Annotated in this window: 17 protein-coding genes; 8 read left to right on the top strand and 9 right to left on the bottom strand. The window is 58.7% G+C overall.

What is annotated here, in order from left to right; translation table 11 throughout:
- Positions 1-2: 2 nt before the first annotated feature.
- The 3 genes from modA to AC2FMM_RS04000 form a co-directional block, all read right to left on the bottom strand.
- Complete coding sequence (gene modA, locus AC2FMM_RS04010; RefSeq protein WP_496795852.1) at positions 3-1,022, bottom strand: molybdate ABC transporter substrate-binding protein; 1,020 nt, start codon at positions 1,020-1,022, stop codon at positions 3-5.
- Complete coding sequence (locus AC2FMM_RS04005) at positions 1,004-1,219, bottom strand: hypothetical protein (protein ID WP_496795851.1); 216 nt, start codon at positions 1,217-1,219, stop codon at positions 1,004-1,006. Before AC2FMM_RS04005 ends, modA begins: the two co-directional genes overlap by 19 nt.
- Before the next feature lie 173 nt (positions 1,220-1,392).
- On the bottom strand, positions 1,393-2,277 hold the full coding sequence (locus AC2FMM_RS04000; RefSeq protein WP_496682480.1) for a LysR family transcriptional regulator: 885 nt from the start codon (positions 2,275-2,277) through the stop codon (positions 1,393-1,395).
- A gap of 101 nt (positions 2,278-2,378) precedes the next feature.
- On the opposite strand from AC2FMM_RS04000, the gene AC2FMM_RS03995 reads away from it, so the two are divergent.
- Both AC2FMM_RS03995 and AC2FMM_RS03990 read left to right on the top strand, forming a co-directional pair.
- On the top strand, positions 2,379-3,941 hold the full coding sequence (locus tag AC2FMM_RS03995) for a proton-conducting transporter transmembrane domain-containing protein (protein ID WP_496795850.1): 1,563 nt from the start codon (positions 2,379-2,381) through the stop codon (positions 3,939-3,941).
- A 23-nt stretch (positions 3,942-3,964) separates the two neighbouring features.
- Entirely contained in the window at positions 3,965-6,346 is a 2,382-nt protein-coding gene (locus AC2FMM_RS03990; protein WP_496795849.1) for a YbcC family protein, read from the top strand.
- 408 nt (positions 6,347-6,754) lie between these two features.
- On the opposite strand, the gene cls is transcribed toward AC2FMM_RS03990, so the two are convergent.
- The 5 genes from cls to AC2FMM_RS03965 form a co-directional block, all read right to left on the bottom strand.
- Positions 6,755-8,161 carry a cardiolipin synthase gene (gene cls, locus AC2FMM_RS03985; protein WP_496795848.1) on the bottom strand — a complete coding sequence of 469 codons (1,407 nt, stop codon included), beginning with the start codon at positions 8,159-8,161 and terminating at the stop codon, positions 6,755-6,757.
- Entirely contained in the window at positions 8,154-9,311 is a 1,158-nt protein-coding gene (locus AC2FMM_RS03980) for a mechanosensitive ion channel family protein (protein ID WP_496682468.1), read from the bottom strand. The genes cls and AC2FMM_RS03980 overlap by 8 nt, the downstream gene beginning before the upstream one ends.
- A gap of 195 nt (positions 9,312-9,506) precedes the next feature.
- A complete protein-coding gene (locus AC2FMM_RS03975) occupies positions 9,507-9,989 on the bottom strand; it encodes a hypothetical protein (protein WP_496682466.1) in 483 nt (160 codons plus the stop codon).
- A 10-nt stretch (positions 9,990-9,999) separates the two neighbouring features.
- Positions 10,000-10,245, bottom strand: coding sequence for a hypothetical protein (locus AC2FMM_RS03970; RefSeq protein WP_496687015.1), 246 nt, complete (start codon positions 10,243-10,245; stop codon positions 10,000-10,002).
- A gap of 169 nt (positions 10,246-10,414) precedes the next feature.
- Positions 10,415-10,645 (bottom strand): hypothetical protein, encoded by a 231-nt coding sequence (locus AC2FMM_RS03965; RefSeq protein WP_496682463.1) that lies wholly within the window; start codon positions 10,643-10,645, stop codon positions 10,415-10,417.
- Positions 10,646-10,982: 337 nt separating this feature from the next.
- On the opposite strand from AC2FMM_RS03965, the gene AC2FMM_RS03960 reads away from it, so the two are divergent.
- A complete protein-coding gene (locus tag AC2FMM_RS03960) occupies positions 10,983-12,101 on the top strand; it encodes an AI-2E family transporter (protein WP_496795847.1) in 1,119 nt (372 codons plus the stop codon).
- Positions 12,102-12,259: 158 nt separating this feature from the next.
- Here the strand turns inward: AC2FMM_RS03960 and AC2FMM_RS03955 are convergent, their stop codons facing one another.
- Positions 12,260-13,306 carry a helix-turn-helix domain-containing protein gene (locus tag AC2FMM_RS03955; protein WP_496795846.1) on the bottom strand — a complete coding sequence of 349 codons (1,047 nt, stop codon included), beginning with the start codon at positions 13,304-13,306 and terminating at the stop codon, positions 12,260-12,262.
- A 218-nt stretch (positions 13,307-13,524) separates the two neighbouring features.
- Here AC2FMM_RS03955 and AC2FMM_RS03950 point away from each other — a divergent pair, with 218 nt between their 5' ends.
- From AC2FMM_RS03950 to AC2FMM_RS03930, 5 genes are all read left to right on the top strand, one after another.
- Complete coding sequence (locus AC2FMM_RS03950; RefSeq protein WP_496795845.1) at positions 13,525-14,433, top strand: hypothetical protein; 909 nt, start codon at positions 13,525-13,527, stop codon at positions 14,431-14,433.
- Between the two features lie 50 nt (positions 14,434-14,483).
- Positions 14,484-15,344, top strand: a complete 861-nt coding sequence (locus AC2FMM_RS03945; RefSeq protein WP_496795844.1) for a hypothetical protein — start codon at positions 14,484-14,486, stop codon at positions 15,342-15,344.
- A 178-nt stretch (positions 15,345-15,522) separates the two neighbouring features.
- Positions 15,523-16,050 carry an HdeD family acid-resistance protein gene (locus AC2FMM_RS03940; RefSeq protein WP_496710944.1) on the top strand — a complete coding sequence of 176 codons (528 nt, stop codon included), beginning with the start codon at positions 15,523-15,525 and terminating at the stop codon, positions 16,048-16,050.
- Between the two features lie 185 nt (positions 16,051-16,235).
- A complete protein-coding gene (locus tag AC2FMM_RS03935; protein ID WP_496795843.1) occupies positions 16,236-17,816 on the top strand; it encodes an arylsulfatase in 1,581 nt (526 codons plus the stop codon).
- A gap of 79 nt (positions 17,817-17,895) precedes the next feature.
- Positions 17,896-19,572 carry an alkaline phosphatase family protein gene (locus tag AC2FMM_RS03930; protein WP_496795842.1) on the top strand — a complete coding sequence of 559 codons (1,677 nt, stop codon included), beginning with the start codon at positions 17,896-17,898 and terminating at the stop codon, positions 19,570-19,572.
- The last annotated feature ends 7 nt before the right edge of the window (positions 19,573-19,579 follow it).

Raw genomic sequence — 19,579 nt, 5'->3', positions numbered from 1 at the left:
GTCTAACCCGGCACGCTAAAGCCGTGGCGCGCCAAGATTTCAAGCGCAACAGGCATTTTCATGTAGCGATAGAACGCCTCTGCCACGGGCCCCGCATTCCGCACCAAGGCCATGCGCTGCATCAGTGGCTGGTGCCAATCGGCGGGAATGAGCGCAAATTCCCCCAGCGGCTGGAGCTGCGGCGACTGGGCCAGGGACCAAGCGATGATGCCGCCATCGGCGCTGCCCGACAGCGCGAACTGCGCGGCCTGGCTGACATTTTCACCCAACACCAGCGACGGTTCGATTGCCGTCCAGATGCCCACATGCTGCAGGACCTCCATCGCCCGCATGCCATAGGGCGCGTGCTGGGGATTGGCGATTGCAAAGCGCGACACCTGCCCGGCGCCAAGCGCGCGGTGCAGGTCTTCCAGCGTCCCGTCGGCTGCCAGCGTCGACCCTTGGTTCGGAACGGCGATGGCCACGCGCCCCTGGGCGTAGAGAGCGCCCTCGTCCCGCAAGAACCCATCGCGGGCCAGATCGAGAACAAAGCTTTCATCGGCCGCCATGAACATTTCAAAAGGCGCGCCTTCGCGGATCTGCCGCGCGAAATTGCCGGTGGACCCGAACGCAAGCCGCAGTTCGTGGCCGGTTTCCATGGCGAAAGCGGCGGCGATATCCTGAACCGCAAAGCGCAGATCCGATGCCGCGGCAATAACGGGCGGTTCCTGCGCCCGGGCCGCTGCGGGTTGCGCAATGGCGGCAATTCCGCAGGCGAGAGTCGCTGCCCCGAACATGCGGCGGGTGAGGTTCATATCTGCGCTCCGGGTGAATGTGCCACCATTTTTCCTTGGCAAAATATCCACGCTCGCTCCCAAAGGGTCAATTGCTATTTCTTGCCGCAGACCATCCGGCTCTGTGGCAAGGACCTCTGCGACGAGTCCCTCCAGAAAACCAAAAAAGAGTACGCCGACACAGGCAGCTGGCGCTGCAATAGACGGCCTTTGGATTGGGTCCGGCCGTCTCAGCCGCACGAACGACATATTTCATCATCCTTGACCGCCAGTCGATCAACGGCGATGCCCGCTTTGCCTCCTGTCGGCTTGCCCCGTTGCCCAGCTTGCACGCGTTCGAAACCGGTGCCGAAATTTTGGCGGGGCTGACTTTCAGTCCATCGAAAATCCCTGTGAAAAAATGGCACCGCTCCAAATTGCGCGGGTTTCGTTTCATCAGTGGTCAAGGATGACTCAGGGTCCAAAACCGGATGCCAGAACCGAGATTGCGGTTCGCAAAAAATCGCGCGAGCATTTTGACAAAACCAAGACTCCAGCACTGCCTGTGGCTGCATAAGCTTACGCAAGGAATATTCGGCTGGACAGCACGGAAGTTTTCTTGACGCTACACAGATCAGCCTCAGCCGAACTCCGCGGCCATGGCCGCCTCCAGCGCGTCGCGGATGAGAGGGTTGGGGAAGCGGCGACGCAGAGTCACAGCAAAGAAAGTCTCCGACAGCCCGTCGAGCTTGGCAAGCTCGACCAGCCGGCCTGACGCAAGCTCGTCCTGTACAACGATGGGTGGGATTACAGCTAGCCCTGCACCCGAACGCGCCAGAAGCCGCAGCATGGCCATGTCATCGGCTTCGGCGACGATGCGGGGCAGGATTGAGAACCCGTCGAACATAGCGTCGATGGCCGCCCGCAGCGCGCTTCCGGAGGCAGGCAGGATCAGTGGCCGGCTTTCCAGCAAGTCGTGCAGCGGCTGCCCAGCAAGATCGGGCGGACCGATCAGACTGACTGGTTGCTCGGCAATGCTGTGGATCAGGTGACGGCTAGCTGCGTCTTGCGCGGGGGGGTGGTTGGTAAGCACCACGTCAAGCGTTAGTGCCTCTAGACCGGCGATGAGCTGAGACTGCGGACCGGAGCGCAGAATAACTTCGACATCTTCTTGCACAAGAAAGGGCGCGATGAAACCAATCTGAAAGTTGCGCGACAACGTGGACAATGCGCCGACGCGCAGAGCTCTCCGACCGGCGTGGCGGTCGCGCAGAGTGGCCACGAGATCGTCTGCGGTCCGGAAGATCGACTCGGCATGGTCGAGCGCAATCCGTCCTGCCTCGGTCAGCACCAGCCCGCGTCCGCGGCGCTCGAACAACTGATGGCCAAGCGTGCTTTCGAGCGTCTTGATCTGTGTCGACATCGCCGACTGCGACAGGTTCAGCCGCTGCGCCGCGCCGGTGAGCGTGCCTTCGCGCGCGACTGCACGGAACAGGTGAAGATGGTGAAGGTTGAGCTTGGCCATTGTTCCATCAGATCGAACGTTTACACTAAAATTATGTAATTTTCTGGATAACGCCAAGAGTTTATGTCCGCTCCACAGTTCCTTGAACGTGGAGATTGACAATGGATGCCCTTCTTGCCTTCCCGGGCCAATTCGCGCCTCTGGTTTTGCTGATCGGCGCTGCCACAATGATGGTCACACCGGGCCGTCGTCCGCCCCGTGCGCGCTGGCTGCCGGAAAGCGCAAGCCTTGTCGCGCTAGTGCTGGCCCTTTCCGGGGCCGCCATGCTCGCGACAGGTTCCGCGCCAAAGACCGGCGTCAGCGGATTCGGGCAGCTGCTCATGCTCGACGTGATCGGCGCGACAATGTCGCTGCTTGTCGCCTTTATCGGCTGGATCGTGACACGCTATTCAAAGCGCTACATGGACGGCGAAGCGCAGGAGGGGCGGTTTCACGCATTGATGCTGACCACGCTGGCCATTGTTCTGGCGTTGGTCCAAGCCGGCCATATTGCCGTTTTGGTCGCTGCTTTTCTGGCAACCGGGATAGTGTTGCGTCAACTCTTGCTTTTCTATTCGGATCGGCCGGCGGCGCGGAGAGCGGCAACGAAGTTCTCGCTGGTCTGGCACGCCGGCGATATAGCGCTGGTGCTTGCAGCAGGTCTGCTTTGGGTGTCTTTCGGCACCGCCGATCTGACCGCACTGCGCGAGTCTGTGCAAGCGCAAGGCCTGGGCGCTGCGGGACAGGCAGCCGTGGCGCTCATTGTGCTGGCAGCGCTCTTGAAGACGGCAGCCTTCCCCGTGCACGGCTGGCTGACTGAGGTGATGGAGGCGCCTACCCCGGTTTCGGCGCTACTGCATGCAGGGATCATCAATGCAGGCGGAGTCCTGCTGATCCGGCTCCCAGAGCTGGTGCAGGCCAGCCCTGCGGCGATGGCGGTTCTGGTCCTGATGGGCGGGCTCACTGCTCTCTTTGGGGCGGTGGTGATGCTGACACAAAGCGCGGTCAAGACGGCACTGGCCTGGTCGACGGTCGGGCAGATGGGCTTCATGCTGATGCAATGCGGGCTGGGCTTGTGGCCGATTGCGCTCCTGCACATCGTCGCCCATGGGCTCTACAAGAGCCATGCCTTCCTGACTGCCGGTATGGCCGTGGCCGAGGTCAACGCCGCGCGCCGTCCGGGGCCTGTGGCGGTGCCGGGATGGGGGGCAGTGTTTCGGGCCTTTGCCCTGGCGCTGGCACTTTATGCGGCTATGGCGGGGGCTTTCATGGCCATCGCCGGGCCGAAGTCACCGCAGGCGTTGGCGCTGGGCGCGATTCTTGTCTTCGGCGTCGCCTACCTCGTGGCGCAGGGGCTGGCCGATGCCGCGCCGCGGGCCCTGACGCGCCGCACCGCGCGCGCCGCGCTCGCCGCCACGGTTGCCTATTTTGCCTTCCAACTCGGCGCGCAAGCGCTCTGGGGCGCTCATCTGCCCGCACCGCCTGTTCCGGGCCCGCTGGAATGGGCGCTGATCGTGCTGGCGGTTACGTCCTTCGGGTTGGTGGCGCTTGCTCAGGCTCTGTTTCCGCTCTGGGCGAACCACCCAGCCGCTGCAGGGCTGCGCGTGCATGTCACCAACGGCCTGTACCTAAATGCGCTCATTGACCAGGCGATCGGCGGCTTCCGCACTGTGAAGTCCAAATAAACGCGAAATAAGGATCTTACGAAATGTTCATGCAAGAAATCGACATAGCGCCAGCCCGGCTGTCGGCGATCCTGAAGGCCGCCGAGGCCGCCGTGCGGGCGATCCCGCCCGCCTTCCCGCTTGATGCCACGGTGGCAGTCAACCCCTTTCTTGGACAGGCGGGAGAAAACATGACCGTAGCGGCGGCACGTCTTGCGCGCGTATCCGGTGCGGCGCTCTTCCGGCCGCGCACTGAGCTTGCAGCCGATGTTGCAGCAGGGCGTATCACCGATGACGATCTCGCAGCGGCGCTGATTGCCTGCACCTCACCGCTTAAACCGGCCAACTTGGCGCTTCTAAAGGCCAAGATGCATGCGCCGACACCAGCGCCCCGCGCTCTGCCAACCGTTGCCGATCTTGCTGCCGAGTTGAGCGGGACCGACTGGCCCGCCGTGATCGAACGCTGCGTCGGCCTCTGGGCGGCCGGTCACTTCGACCGGGGGCAAGCGTTTTGGTTACCTGCGACGGATGCCCCCGCCTGGGCCGCCTGGAGGGCCTGGGCCGCGCGCGACCTGACCCCCGAGATCGCCGGACTCCATGGCTTCTGCGCGCATGTCGCAGCCGTCCCAGACACCCCCGAGCGAGCGATCGCCAGAGCGGCCGAGTCGCTGGGCATCGAGGCAGACGCGGCCGAAACGGCCTTTCACCGGCTGCTTTTGGATCTCGGTGGCTGGGAGCAGCACGCTCGCTGGTTGCTGTGGAAGGCCGAGCAAGAGAGAGGGACCGACCGCACCCTTCCGGCGCTGCTAGCGATCCGTCTGACCTGGGAGGAGGCTCTTTTTGCGCAGTACCCCGAACTCGCGCCCCGCTGGGCCGAGGTGGTTCGGGCGCATGCCGAACCCGTCGCGCCAACCCCGGACCTCGTGATTGACGCAATCCTTCAGGATGCCGCCGAACGTGCCCTCCAGCGGCGCCTCGACGAGCGGCTCGATGGGCCCGCCGCCCTGCCCTCGGCACGCTCGACGCTGCAGGCGGCCTTTTGCATCGACGTGCGCTCCGAGCCGTTTCGCCGCGCTCTCGAGGCGCAGGCACCGGGGATCGAGACCCTTGGTTTCGCAGGTTTCTTCGGCCTGCCGGTCGCGCATTCTCCACATGGCTCCGATGCGGTCGAGGCGCATCTGCCGGTGCTGCTGACGCCCGCCCTGCGCAGCTCGAGCCAGCAGCCCGGGACCGCCGAGAAGGCGACACGCATTGACGCGCGGGCAGTGCGCGCCTGGGGGCGTTTCCGGCAGGCGGCAGTCTCGTCTTTTGCCTTTGTGGAGGCGGCGGGGCTCGTCTATGGCTGCAAGCTTCTGGCCGGCACATTCGGCAAGGCCGCCGCAGCAGCGACGCCAGAACCCGCCCCTCGCCTTGCAGATACGCTCTCGCCGGAACGCCGGGCGGAAATCGTGGCCGACGTGCTCAAGGCAATGGGCCTTCGTGAAGGATTCGCACGGCTGATGTTACTCGTCGGCCATGGCGCACAGGCCACCAACAACCCCCACGAAAGCGCCTATCACTGCGGCGCCTGCGGAGGTCACACAGGTGCGGTTTCGGCGCGGCTTCTGGCCGCACTACTGAACGATCCAGAAACCCGTGCGCATCTTCCGGGGCTCGGGATCGCGCTGCCCGAGGACACGCACTTCGTGGCCGCGCTGCACGACACCACAACCGAGGAAGTGAGTTTGTTCGATGCCGAAGCCCCCGCCACGCATGCGCCGGAGCTTGCACAGACCCGCGCGTGGCTTGCAGCGGCGAGCAATCAGGCGCGGATGGAGCGCGCTCTCAAGCTTCCCGGCGCAACGCCCCAAACCGTGGCGACGCGGGCGCGCGACTGGTCCGAAATCCGCCCCGAATGGGGGCTTGCGGGCTGTTCCGTGTTTATCGCCGCCCCGCGCGCGGCGACCGCTGGCAAGGATCTCGGCGGGCGTGCCTTTCTGCACAGTTACGACTGGAAGGCGGACGAGGGCTTTGCCACGCTCGAGTTGATCCTGACCGCACCTGTCGTGGTGGCAAGCTGGATCTCCCTGCAATACTACGGCTCAAGCCTCGCGCCCGAAGTCTTCGGGGCCGGCAACAAACTCATCCACAATGTCGCAGGCGGCATCGGCGTGGTCGAGGGAAACGGCGGGCGGCTGCGGGCAGGACTGCCCTGGCAGGCAGTGCATGACGGCATGCGTCAGATGCATGAGCCGCAGCGCCTGACCGTGCTCATCGAGGCCCCGCGCGAAGCGATCTCGGACATCCTCGCCCGCCACAGCGAGGTTGCGGCGCTGTTCAACAACGGCTGGCTCCACCTGCTGCAACTCGAATCTGGACGCGTCGCCGCTCGCTATCGGCCAGGTGGAGAATGGCGGACACAAACCGTTCCAAGGCAGGTAGCTTGAGCGTTAAAGACGCATCGCCTTCGGTATCATGCATGGCAAAGAGGCGGTGTTCGCACTGCCTCGGCACAAGGTCTCCGCCTCTTGCGCGCCATCGGCCGGGCATGGCGCTAGCGGAAGATTCTGGAGGCCGGCTAGGTCGCCACACTCACGGATCTCGCCGCCGACGAGGGCCTGTCCGACCGCTACTTCGGCCACCTCAAACGCCTCGCCTGGCTTGCGCCCGAAGTGATCGGGCGCCTCGTCGTCCACCGCGAGCCCTGCACGATCACGATCGGCGACTACAGCGGCAGGTTTTCCGGTAAACTAGGCGCGATTGATACGCCACATGCTTACCCCCAGTCAAAATCACAACTCTACGAAAAACTCTGAAGAAGGAATGAAACTTCAAAGATCGCACCAGCAAAGCAGTCAGAGTAATGGGGAAAACAGCCGCGAAATTGGAGCGCCAACGCGAACTCTCCAAGGTTGCTCCATCAGTGTCTTTGTGAGTTCAAACGACCGCGTAAAGTCAGCTTCGAGCATCGCGTGCAACTGGGAAGCAGCGCGAGTGTCGAAAAGCATTGCCATGGCCTCGAAGTTCAAACGGAATGAGCGGTTGTCCATGTTCGTTGTGCCCACTGCCGCCACGGCATCATCGACCAGGACGACTTTCTGATGCATGAAGCCCGCATCGTATCGAAAGACCTTGACCCCCGCGTCGCGAATTTCGTCGAAATACGCAAAGGCTGCAAGCCAGGGCACTTTGTGATCGACGACTTCGGGAACAAGTATCCGAACATCAACGCCACGCAGCGCGGCGAATTTCAAGGCCGCGATCACGTCGGTGTCCGGCACGAAATAGGGCGAGGCAATCCAGATGCGGTCTTTGGCCATGGAAATGCAGGCAAAGAAAAACAACGCCCCGGTTTCCATCTCGTCCGCCGGGCCGGTCGCCATCAGCATCGCGGCCATGTCATCCCCGGCCAGGGGGGCATCCCAGAGCAGATCGTCAAGCAGCACCTCTTCGGTGGCCCAGTGCCAGTCCTCGGCAAAGATCAGCTGCAGCTGTGACACAATCGGCCCTTGCAGCCGGGCATGGGTGTCGCGCCAGTCGCCAAATTTCGGGTCCAGTCCTTTGTACTCGTCGCCGAAATTCAGCCCGCCGGTAAAGCCGGTCTTACCATCCACGATGATTGTCTTGCGGTGGTTGCGGAAGTTGAGGTGAAAGCGCGTCCGGGGCCCGGGCATTTTTTTGGGGTCGACGAATTCTACGCCGCCCGCACGTAATCGATCGAAGTAGGTTGCGGGCAGCGCAATCGAGCCGACCGCATCGACGAGGAACCTAACGCTAACGCCCCGGCCTGCCGCCGCGATCATTCGCTCGGCCAGTGCGCGCCCCACACCGTCGTCCTTGACGATATAGGATTGCACCAGCACATAATTCTCGGCCTCATCGATAGCATTGAAGATGTCTGCGAATGTTTCCTCGCCATCGACAAGCAGCCGCATGGAATTGCCGCGCACTGCCGGAAACCCGGAAATCGCCTCCAGCAGCCGGGGCGACACCGGCAGCGGTGCCACGGGCCTATACGTTTCAGCATGGACGCGCAGGCCTTCCATCACGCGTTCGCTGCCCTTGCGCGAAAGGATGAATCCCCGGTATTTGTGATGGCCCAAGAATAGGTAGAGTGGCACGCCCAGGTAAGGCGCGGCGATCAGCAGGATGGCCCAGCCCACCGCCCCTTGCGGCGTGCGTGCGGTTTGAACGGCGCGCCAAGCGAAGAAGATGGCAATCCCCTCGAGGACAACCAGAAAGGCCAGGATAAACTCAGTCATTGAGGTCCTCCTTGTCCGGGCCGGGCGTCTGATGAGGCGCCGGGGAAACCGTTTTTATCGTTTGGGTCGGATGGGCCAGTTGGGTTCCCACTTCTGCGACCAGAGACAGGATTTTCAGGCTGAGGTTTTCGCTGACGCGCAGAAAGTCTGAATAAGTCGGCGATCGGCTACGCCCGTAGAACAAAATATCTATCGAATGGTCGCTCAGCCCCGTGACGCGCACGTAGCACGGGGCGTCATCCGAGGTATCAAAATCGCCGCTTTCGTGCATGTAGCGCTGCAGCCCGTCGCGAACGGCGATCACCTGACTTTCGCTGGCAGAGAGCACCAAGCCGAAGGTCATCATGATCCGACGATGCTTCATCCGGGAATAATTCAGCACAACGCTGTTGGCCAGTTCCGCGTTCGGAACGAAGCGTGGGATCTGGTCAAATCCAACAACCAGAGTCGAGCGCAGGTCCACCCGCTCCACAACACCGGCGACCAAACCCTCAACATCAATCGTATCTCCGGACACGAAGCGCTCTTCGCTGCTGTTGGTCATGCCGGCAAGCAAGTTTCTTACTAGGTCTTGTGAGGCGATTGCCAGCCCCGCGCCAAGCACGCCGACACCCGTCAGCGCACCAGAAATGTCGATCTCCCAGACCTCGAGCAATGCAGCTAAACCAAAAAGAACAACTGAGAACTGTGTCACTCTAACAGTCCAGTCCTGTTCGAGACGGATAGACTTCGCGTGTTCTTCACTGCTCAACATGGAAACGAATACGGCTGCCAATCGATACCAGCCAGAAAACACCGCAATGATGCATATCGATGTCAACACTCGACGCAAAAATCGGGAGAGTAGTTCCGGAGGCTGGATAATCTCTAGAACTATAAACATAGCAAAGGTGACGAGAAGCACTTGAACGGCTTCACGCAGCTTGCCGCGTATTTCCTCTGATATTGCGCTTTCAAGGCGCCGCATGAGAAAACTCAGAAGCTGCAGCACACAATTTGCCAATGGCTTTCTAAAAACGTACACCAAAACAACGAAAGCCAGTAAACTGATCGCAAGAACTGGATCGATGCTCTCAACCCAAATGGATATGTTTTCTGCTGTTCTCTCTATGCTTGATTTCCCAAAAGTGTTGTCCAGATGAGTGGTCACAGCAAAAGACTTCCCATAAATTACACTCGCCAAGCAGCCTGATTTCATGATCCTTGGCTGATCACTGTCCGAAAAACTACAAGTTCTAAGCCTATTTTGCCCGCCCTGTTTTTGGGGCAAGTGTTACGCTCGCAGTATCGATAATCGGCGCCAAAAAGTGCAGAGCAGCTGGTAGATTGAAGGCAGGAGCATGCGCTAGCTTTTGTCCTTTTTTGAGCTCTCCGTGGTGTTCCGGATCACTGCGCTGACCACGCTGCTTGCAACTTTGGGGGCGATGGAACCCAACGGGTCATTCGCCATTTTCTTGACGGCTTCCGCCGTGGCCTTGGCTTCTTCGGAAAAGGCTCGGATCTCGGCCTCGATGTCTTCAAGGGCCATGTCCCGCACCTCTGCAACCGGTGCTGTTTCCTGTTCCGCGCTGGACTTACCTGCAATCGAAATCAAGATCGCGGCGACGATCAAATTCGCCAGCGACACAACCAAAGCCGCAATTGGCGCCGAAACACTTTGCGAAAGCGCCAAGTATGCCGACGCGTTCAACATGATCAAACCGACTGCCGCAGCGATACCCGCCGCTGCCATCAGACCGGTTTGTCGCCGCAATACGGCCAAGTGCCGCTGAGCGATCAGTCGCTCGGAACGAAGGACGATAGAAACGTTTCTGGAGATGCGGTTCATGACAAGTTCCCTACTTTGAGCGACCGATCAAATATCCCAGAGCGAATACCCCCAATGTAAGAAGCAGGGGATGTTTGCTCGGCAATTCTTCGATTTGTGCCAAAAGCTCAGAAAGCTCGCTGTCCCACCCCCCCGGCTCCCGCTTTTCATCGATGTTGTCGGGCACTTTCTGCGTTTGCGCTGATGAACCGCCATTTTCCTTGAGCTTCTCGCGAAGAACAGCCAGTTCAGCTTCGAGCTCAGCTTTTGTCGCCATGGGGCGATCTCCCATTTGGTTGCGTTGTCCGAGGTCGAGGCACGTGAAACCGGACACTTTACAAGGCAGAGACACTTCTGCTCATTCAGCGCAGGACGTTTCCATCGCCACTCTTGCCGGGAACCATGCCCACGGCCCCTTTCGCTGCGCGCGGTCGGGCAGCCCGGACCTAAGACTTCTTGAACTTGTCGTAGGCCGCCTTCATCTGCAGGCCAATCGCCCGCGCCGCCTCGCCCACTTCCTCGGCGCTTTTTTCGAACTCGTCGCGTGTCAGGAACTTGTCCCACTGAGCGGTCAACTCTTTCCATTCGTCCTCGGCTTCCTTCGTCGCCAGGTGCAGTTGGAGCCGCAGCTCGTCTCGACGCCGCTGCAGGTCCTCCATTAGATCCTTGATTTCCATATCCATTCCTCCTGTGTCATCACATGCTGATAGCGTAGTGCCGTCTTGAAAATACATCAAACCTTTACTTTTGGCGATCTGCGAACCTCGCTGCGCCATGATCGCCGTGTCACGCACGAGCAGAAGATTTTTGCGTATGGAGCAACCAGCCGAATGCAGCTAGGATCTTTCGCCAGAGGCCATTTGCTCCACAAGGAAAAGGCCAGACTCACGCTGACGAATTACGCTGAGGTCAGCCTGCGCTCGCGAACCAAGGATAGGACCACGCAACATGGACCAAAACACGCCTGCCCGACCAGCTGCGACCTTGGCGTTTTAGGCTTACTCTTCAATTGTTGTGGGAACTACCGTTACAGGGCTTTTTGTTCTTAAAGAGCTGCTGATACCTCTGGCCATTTCTGGCCTGCTATTCGTACTCATTGTATCTGTCATTGATCGTATCGCAGCAATTCGGATCGGTGGCCGTTCGGTTCCGATTTGGCTGTCATATGTTTTGGGCTTCTTTCTTATCGTGGCCGGTATCCTCGCTATCTTGAGTGTACTGTCGGCTCAGGCAAAGGAAGTGGCAGCCGCGGTCCCACGATATCAAGACCGGTTCGCCGGCATCCTTGCGAATATCGTCGAGATCATTGGGGACGATAATGCAAACGCGGTTGTCAACGTCATCCAGGACTTGGATGCCTCGGGGTTTGCAGTGGAAACGGTCAGCTCGGCCAAGACGTTCTTGTCCGGCGCTTTCTTGGTTCTCCTGTACTTGCCGTTCATGTTGATTGAACGCCGCCCAATGCGGGAAAAGCTGGCAATCTCTGCCAATGATCCAGAGCTGGGTGCGGAAATAGGCAGGACCGTCATTCACATCTCAGAGTCCCTGCAACGGTATGTGGGCATCAAAACATTTGTGAGCGCTCTAACCGGGCTTTTGTGCTATGCGATCATGAAATCCGTCGGCCTGGACTTTGCCGAAACGTGGGGCGTCCTGACGTTCGCCCTGAACTTCATTCCGTCCATTGGTTCGGTGCTGGCCCTCATTTTCCCGGCGGTTGTGGCGCTGGTCCAGTTCGATGGCTATTCCGCATTATTGATCATCGTTCTGGGCTGCGGAGCAGTCCAATTCGTCATCGGCAACATTTTGGAGCCTGCTCTTACCGGGAAATCTCTCAACTTATCCCCGATGATGGTCATTGTCGCCTTGACGACATGGACGACGATCTGGGGTTTGCCTGGCGCTTTTCTCAGCGTTCCCATTACGGTTTGCGTAATGATAATTTTTGCCCATGTTCCCGGCCTGAGATGGGCGGCGATCTTGATGTCTGGCGACGGAAGGCTCTCGACACCCGATCAGGAGACAACGTCCGTTAGGCCCACAATCAACGATGCTGAGAATGGCTCACAGACGGATCTGGAGATCGAGGCCAATCGGCTTAAGGAAGAGTATGAAAAGAACCGTGCCAAGTGAGCCGGAGAGCGCCAGTCAGTCTCGAAGGTCTGCTTGCGTCCAACCCCGCGCTGTCTTTCGACACAAAGAAAGATGAACCGGGACTATTCTGAGCTGCGACAGGGGCTTTGTGCCGCGCCACCGCATCTTTCCCTGCGGTCGTTTCGGACTTACTGTCTTTAACATTTCGCAAGTGACGCGAAAACAGAAGGTGCCGTCCCCTCCCAACGATGAAACGCCTCTGAAAAACTCTGCCTATGTTCAAACCCCAATAGGTCACTCGTCTCGTTGATCGATCGTCCAGCAGCAAGTTCTATCCGTGCTTTTTGGTGCACAGCAGTTTTTCTAAGATCGCTGAATGTCGTTCCCCTATTTTTTAGGCGCAACTGAAGGGTGCGCGCGTTGGTGTCGAGCAGATAAGCTGCCTCGGACAGTCGAAGCGGGCGAAAGCGCGTGTTCAAAGCCGCGGCGTTCATCTTGTTGAGCAGCAGGGCTAAGTCCGCGTCGTTTTCAAGTTGTTTCAATTCTTCAACGATCAAGGGCAGGAAAGCGTTTAGTTCCGGGTTCGAGAATTTCAGGGAGCTTTTCAGCAAATGTTCATCGAACTCCAAAGCATATTCCGAAGCAGATACGAACCGCTTTACTTTTGGAAACACGCCCAGATGTGCGCACGAAGCACCCGGGAAAAAAATTTTCAGATCAGCGTTCGAGGTTCTATCCGATAGACAAACCAGATAGCAAAGCAATGCAATCAAATACTTGGAGCTCTCGTCAAAGCCATCGGGGAAAAGCGGCGCAGTAGACACCGATACTCGACACCGGTTTCGTTGCAAGCGGATGTTTATTTTCCCTGCGCTGACAAGGCCGTCCATTAGCCGCTGTGCTGTTTTCAACGCTGTCCATAAAGTGTCGGAGTGGATGCAGGCCTTTCCGAATAAACCTAGTGTTCCCAAATCTGGTGCCATTCCGGCCCGTAAGAGCAGATTTCCATCCTCGTCATCGGAACCGACACGCGCCAAGACGTGCAGATAGTCGAAATAAGGCAACCGGGCCTCGGCAAACCATTGACCAACACTGTCTCTCAGGTCCCGCCTGATCCGCGCCGCCTTAGAGGGATGCGTCTTTGAAAAGAGCTCAAGGGGCGCGCGCACGAGCGCCAACCGGACCTTAGGAGATTCCTCCACCTCCGAGAGCTTAGCGTTCGATTTTTGCGCGTTCGCCGACATGTCTCAAGCCCTTGTGATCTAATATGTTCTACAGAATCACCGCATGCAGAAAAGCAGATAGCGTGAGTTCGAGTTTAGAGTGCGGCAACGCGGTATCAAAGCGTTTCGCCTTGTTTCCGGCGGTTGGCCTAATGGGCATTGCCTGTTGGGGTTGGAATGCGGAGGCTCGATCGGGCTCTGCGTGAACACCTTCAAGTGATCCGGGAAGGATTGGCCAGATGACCCTTGGGGACGCTTCCCAAAAGATGCTTCGACGGATTTCTTACAGGGCCCGTGCAGTGTCGCCGGGGCAGGCGGCAGGCATAACCGGAGCGGCGTCTGCGAACGTTCCGATCAAAGCGTTCATATTGTTCGCTTCGATCTGTTTGTCCCTGACTGCGGGTGTCGCCCTGGCGTCGCCGGACAGCGAAAACCAGGCCGCTGCCCAAGCCAACAATCCCCTGGCGGACATCCGTGCGCTCAACCTCCAAAACTACTATGTTGGCGCGTTCAATGGCGTTCCGAACGGCTCAGGAAACCAATTCGTTCTGCGTTATGCGCAGCCTTTGCAGATCGGGGCTTCGAACTGGCTAATACGAGCCTCGCTTCCGATGAACTCTCTACCCGTCGGTCCGGGTTTCTCAACCGTCTCCGGCATCGGCGATCTGGATATTTTTGCTGCCTATCAGTTCGACACCGGAAACCCTGCAACCAGTTTTGCCATCGGGCCTCAGATCGTGGCGCCTACAGGAAAGAACGGTCTTGGGGCGGACCAGTGGCAATTGGGTCTTGCCAACGTTTACTTCAACGCGATTTCGCCATTGGTTCAGTACGGTTACCTGCTGACCTACCGCGGAGGCGTCGGTGATACGAATGGCAAACCCCGTGCCAGCGTGGCCGCATTCCAACCCTTTGTTTTTTATCAGCTGGGCAAAGGTTGGTATTCAGGTGGCGCCCCGATTTGGAGCTACAATTTCGAGAACGACAACTATGCAGTCCCGCTGGGGCTGAGGCTGGGTAAAGTGACCCGGCAAGACAAGACTATCTTCAACGTTTTTGTCGAACCCCAGTACTCCGTTGCCAGGCGCGGGGCCGGCGTGCCGGAATGGCAGATCTACCTGGCTTTGAACATGCAGTTTCTCAAATAGCCGGGTTCCCCCGTTTCCATCCACATATGAACCAAAAGAGGAGCAATTTTATGGAAAAGTTTGTAGCAGTCGTGTTCGACTCAGAAGAAGCCGCTTTCAAAGGGGCGGAGGCGTTACGGGATCTACACCGGAACGGTGAACTGGCGGTATACGCAGCTGCCGTGATCGGTAAAGACGAAGACGGACAGGTCGCGGTCAAGAAAGCCCAGGACGAAGGCCCGATCGGCACGGCCTTCGGAATGATGATCGGCGCCATGGTCGGTGTTTTGGCCGGACCCGCCGCCATCGCGTCTGGCGCGGCCGTCGCGGGGACAGCCGCTGCCAGCCAGGCCGCGCTTGGCGGCATGGCCATGGGAAGTATGACCGGTGGTCTTTTTGGCGTTTATCGCGACCTTATGGTTTCCGGCGTAGACATGACGATGCTCGATCAGGTTTCCATTGAGTTGCTTCCGGGCAAATCTTGCATCGTTGCGTCCGTCGACGAGATATGGACGGCACCCCTCGACACCAAGATGGCTGAAATCGGGGGCACAATTTTCCGCAAACCCCGCGTCGATGCGGTCGATGAGCAGTGGGAAGCGGAAATGCGTGCCATGGACCGCGAACTTGCTGAACTGGACGAAGAGTTGCGGGCTTCCCACGAAGAAAACAAGGCCGCGATCATGGCCAAAGTTGATACCGTGAAGGCGCGGATCGCGGAAAACAACAAGAAGATCAATGAGCGCCTTGACGCAATGGATGCCGAAATGGACGCGCGTCTGGATGCTCTTGACGAGCAGATCGCCAAAGCCTCTGCTGAACGCAGGGCAAAATTTGAAGAGCGCAAGGCCGAGATCAAGGAAGAGTACCAGGTCCGCAAGGAAAAGCTGAAAAACTCTGCCGAATTGGCGCGCGAGGCGTTGAAACCCTGATTTCGTGGTGGCTCCCGGACAGGTCCAAAACCGCAAATCCTTTCTATTCCATTGGGTAGAGTATCTGTCGGGAGCATAAAAGTCGGGAGACAGGCAAGAACCAAGACAGGCTGGGCTTTTCGGTCAATCCTATCAGATCTTCTGGAAAGCCCACCCAATCAACTCAGGAGGTACAGACATGCAAAACAGGTTTCTTTGGGTTCTCATGGGGATTGTATCTCTGCTGGGTGGGTTATTTGCCCTTGCAAATCCGGTATTGGCCAGCGGTTTCGCGACCTTAGTGATAGCTTTTGTCTTTGTGGCCTTCGGCGTCGCTCAGGTGATCGCCGCCTTTCGTGATGAAACAAACACCGTAAAGTTCTGGACTATCCTTCTCGGGATCATGTGGTTTCTCATCGGCTTGATGATCTTGGGTCGGCCTTTGATGGGCATGGTGGTTCTAACCACTTTGATAGCAATTGCGTTCCTGTTTGGCGGCGCGGCCAAGATCGCGTATGCGTTTGCTCTGGAGGATCGAAAAGCTTTCTGGATGGTCTTGATCTCCGGTGTCGCCTCGCTTGCGCTTGGCGTCATTATCTTCATGGATTGGCCGGTTTCCGCTGTCTCGACTCTCGGCATACTCCTCGGGGTAGAGCTTGTCGCCGACGGTGTGTCTTCGTTCGCCTTGGCGTTTAGCAAGGACAAGACAAAAGCAGCGGCAACTTAAAGGGACCGCTTCATATCGGACGATAGTAATTTCGTCATCATCGGGCAGTCCATGGATAACTCCGCCGGAGAGAGCATGAACGCCGCCGTGACTGTCCGTTCCGGCGAGATCGCGCAACAGCAAGGCAATTAGGCGTAACTGTCGGAAAGCACTTTCGGGCATCGCCCGAGACACAGGAGGAAATCATGTTATTCATCAAGATAACCAGAATGTGCGCCATAGCGGCGACAGCTCTGGGACTAACGTCCGCGGCCGCTACGGCGCAAAACACGGAAAAACCCAATATTCTCGTGATCTGGGGCGACGATGTCGGCATGTTCAACATCAGCGCCTATAACCACGGAATGATGGGTTATCAGACGCCAAATATCGACCGTCTGGCGGCCGAAGGCGGAATGTTCACCGACGCATATGCTCAACAATCCTGCACAGCTGGTCGGGCCTCATTCATTCTAGGCCAACATCCGTTCCGTACCGGTCTTTTGACAATTGGCATGCCCGGGTCCAAGCATGGAATGCCCGAATGGTCACCCACGATCGCCTCGCTGCTCAAGAACCATGGCTACGCCACGGCACAGTTCGGCAAGAACCACCTCGGTGATCAGAATGAACACCTTCCAACCAACCATGGGTTCGATGAATTCTTTGGCAACCTCTATCATCTCAACGCAGAAGAGGAGCCTGAGGGCTACTTCTACCCGAAAGACCCCGAGTTTCGCGAGCGGTATGGCCCGCGTGGCGTGATCAAGGCATCGGCGGACGGTCAGATTGAGGATACTGGCCCGATGACCCGTAAGCGCATGGAAACGGCCGACGAGGAATTCCTCGCAGGCGCCCTGGACTTCATCGATCGCTCGGTGGAACAGGACAAACCCTTCTTCGTTTGGATGAACACAACGCGAATGCATGTCTGGACTCGCTTGAAGCCGGAAAGCGTCGGATTGACCGGAATGGGTCTCTATCCGGATGGCATGGCCGAGCACGACGGCCATGTCGGACAATTGCTCGACAAGCTTGACGAACTGGGAATTGCGGATAACACAATCGTTATCTACTCTACCGATAACGGCGCCGAGAAGGTTTCATGGCCAGACGGCGGCATCACCCCTTTCCATGGCGAAAAAGGCACAACCTTCGAGGGCGGTTTTCGCGTTCCACAGTTAATTCGTTGGCCTGGCACTGTGAAACCGGGAACGAAGTTTAACGACATCATCAGCCATGAAGACTGGATGCCGACACTTCTCGCAGCGGCCGGCGAGCAGGATATCAAGGAGAAGCTGCTGCAGGGCCACACGGCGAACGGCAAGGATTTCCGGGTGCATCTCGACGGCTACAATATGATGCCGTATCTCTCGGGCGAGGTCGACGAGAGCCCACGCGACCGGATCTTCTACTTCTCAGCCAACGGTGAACTGAATGCGGTGAGGTGGAATGACTGGAAGGTGCATTTCGCAACGCTGGAGGGGAATATCACTGACGCCGTGCGCTTCGCTTCGAACTGGCCCAAGATCGTTCACTTGCGATCCGACCCTCTCGAAGAAATGTGGCTGGAATCGGAAATGTACCTGCGATGGATGGCGGATCAGATGTGGCTCTTCGTGCCGATCCAAGAAGAAATCCGTGATTTCATTGCGTCTATGGACGGTTACCCTTTCCGAGAGGGGCAGGTCTTGAATGCCAGCGGCATCAATTACCAGTCACTGCGAGCGTATCAGGTTTTGAAGGAGATCACTGAAAAGGGTATTATTGCACCCGCATACCAGTGATTAGGCCCAAAAAGACTGATTGCGGCGTGCCTCATTGGGATGCCGTGATCAAAAAACCATCGAATACGAGGAGAGGCAAATGAAGACGCTGTATTTGGTTGCGGGCCTCTTAACGCTTCTCTCCAGTACATCAAGCGCGCAAGAGAAGCCGCGCTTGGTCTTGCAGATCACCGTCGATCAGCTGCGTGGCGACCTGATCGATCGCTACGGCCAGCACCTGGGAGAGGACGGGTTTAGCCGCCTGATCGAAAGCGGCGTGCATTTCGTCGATGCCCATCACCGACATGCGAACACTGAAACTATCGTCGGACACACGACACTCGCCACCGGCACGGATCCGGCGATCCACGGCATGGTCGCGAACCTGTGGTTCGACCGGATCGGAGGCTCGCAGTTTTACAACGTACAGGATCCCGACTTTCCGCTCGTAGGCGCCGAAGGCGTCGATACCGACGCCGAGATCGACCCCACCCAGCGGGCTGCGACGACGGATGGCCGGTCGCCCCGCAACATCCTGACGTCCACGATCTCAGACGAGATCGCGCTGCATTTCGGCCCCGAGGCGAAGGTCTTTGGCGTCTCTATCAAGGATCGCGGTGCTATCTCGATGGCAGGGCACGCGGGCACCGCCTACTGGTTCTCGAAGTCGGAAGGACGGTTCGTCACCAGCACGTTCTACCGGGAAGCCTACCCGGATTGGATTACCGAGTGGGAGGCAAAGGGCGTCGTGGCGCGCTACGCCGACACCGCGTGGGAGCTGTCCGCCACGCCAGACGCCTACATGTTCGGCACCCGCGACGATCAGCCATGGGAAACCGATTTCCCTGGCTTCGGACGAACGTTCCCGCACGCATTCGGCGCGGCGGACGACAAGTATTTCACCACGCGTCTGACGCTGAGCCCCGCCGGCGACGAGATCACTGCCGACTTCGCCAAGGCGCTGATTGACAACGAGGGGCTCGGGCAGGACGATGTGCCCGACTACCTCGCCGTCAGCCTGTCTTCCACCGACTATGTCGGCCACATTTTCGGCCCCTCCAGCCTAGAGTCAGAGGATAACATTCTGCGGCTCGACCGGACGCTGGCCGACTTGCTGGCACATATCGACGACCGTGTCGGGCTGGACCGGACGCTCGTGGTTCTGTCTGCCGACCACGGCGCGCCAGAGCATCCAGACTACCTGGCCACACTCGGCATCGAAGCTGGGACCTTCGACTTCGAGCGCATCGACACCGAGCCGGGTTTCGTGCGCCTGACTGCCGAATTCGGCGAGAGTCGCGACCTGATCCTCAATTTTTCCAACCCTTACTTGTATCTCGACACGGAAGAAATCGCGGCCCGCGGCTTAGACCCCGTCTTGGTGGAGCGCGCAGTGGCAGAGGAACTGGAGCGGCTGCCAGGCATCGCCCATGCCATCGCCAGCTCAGACCTTCGCGTGGGAGCAGTGCCTCGAGGCAAGATCCAGGACGCAGTTCTGGCCAACTTCCACCCCGACCGCTCGGGCGACATTTACCTCGTCTTCGAACCGCACTGGTTCATCGCCGATTTCGACGGGCTGCATGTGGCCTCAGCCCACGGATCGCCCTGGACTTACGACACGCACGTACCAATAATTGTCACAGGCCCTGGCATACAACCTACCCGGGTCTTTCGACGGGTTGAAACGGTTGACGTTGCCCCTACCCTCGCAGCCTATTTGGGCACAAAGCCGCCCTCAGGTGCGCTGGGCCAGCCGCTTGTCGAAGCGCTGAGGTAATCTGCGA

The organism is Ruegeria sp. BHSC043 (genome assembly GCF_059612985.1).
The sequence above is the reverse complement of the archived record's forward strand: the minus strand, read 5'-3'. Positions and strand labels throughout refer to the sequence as shown.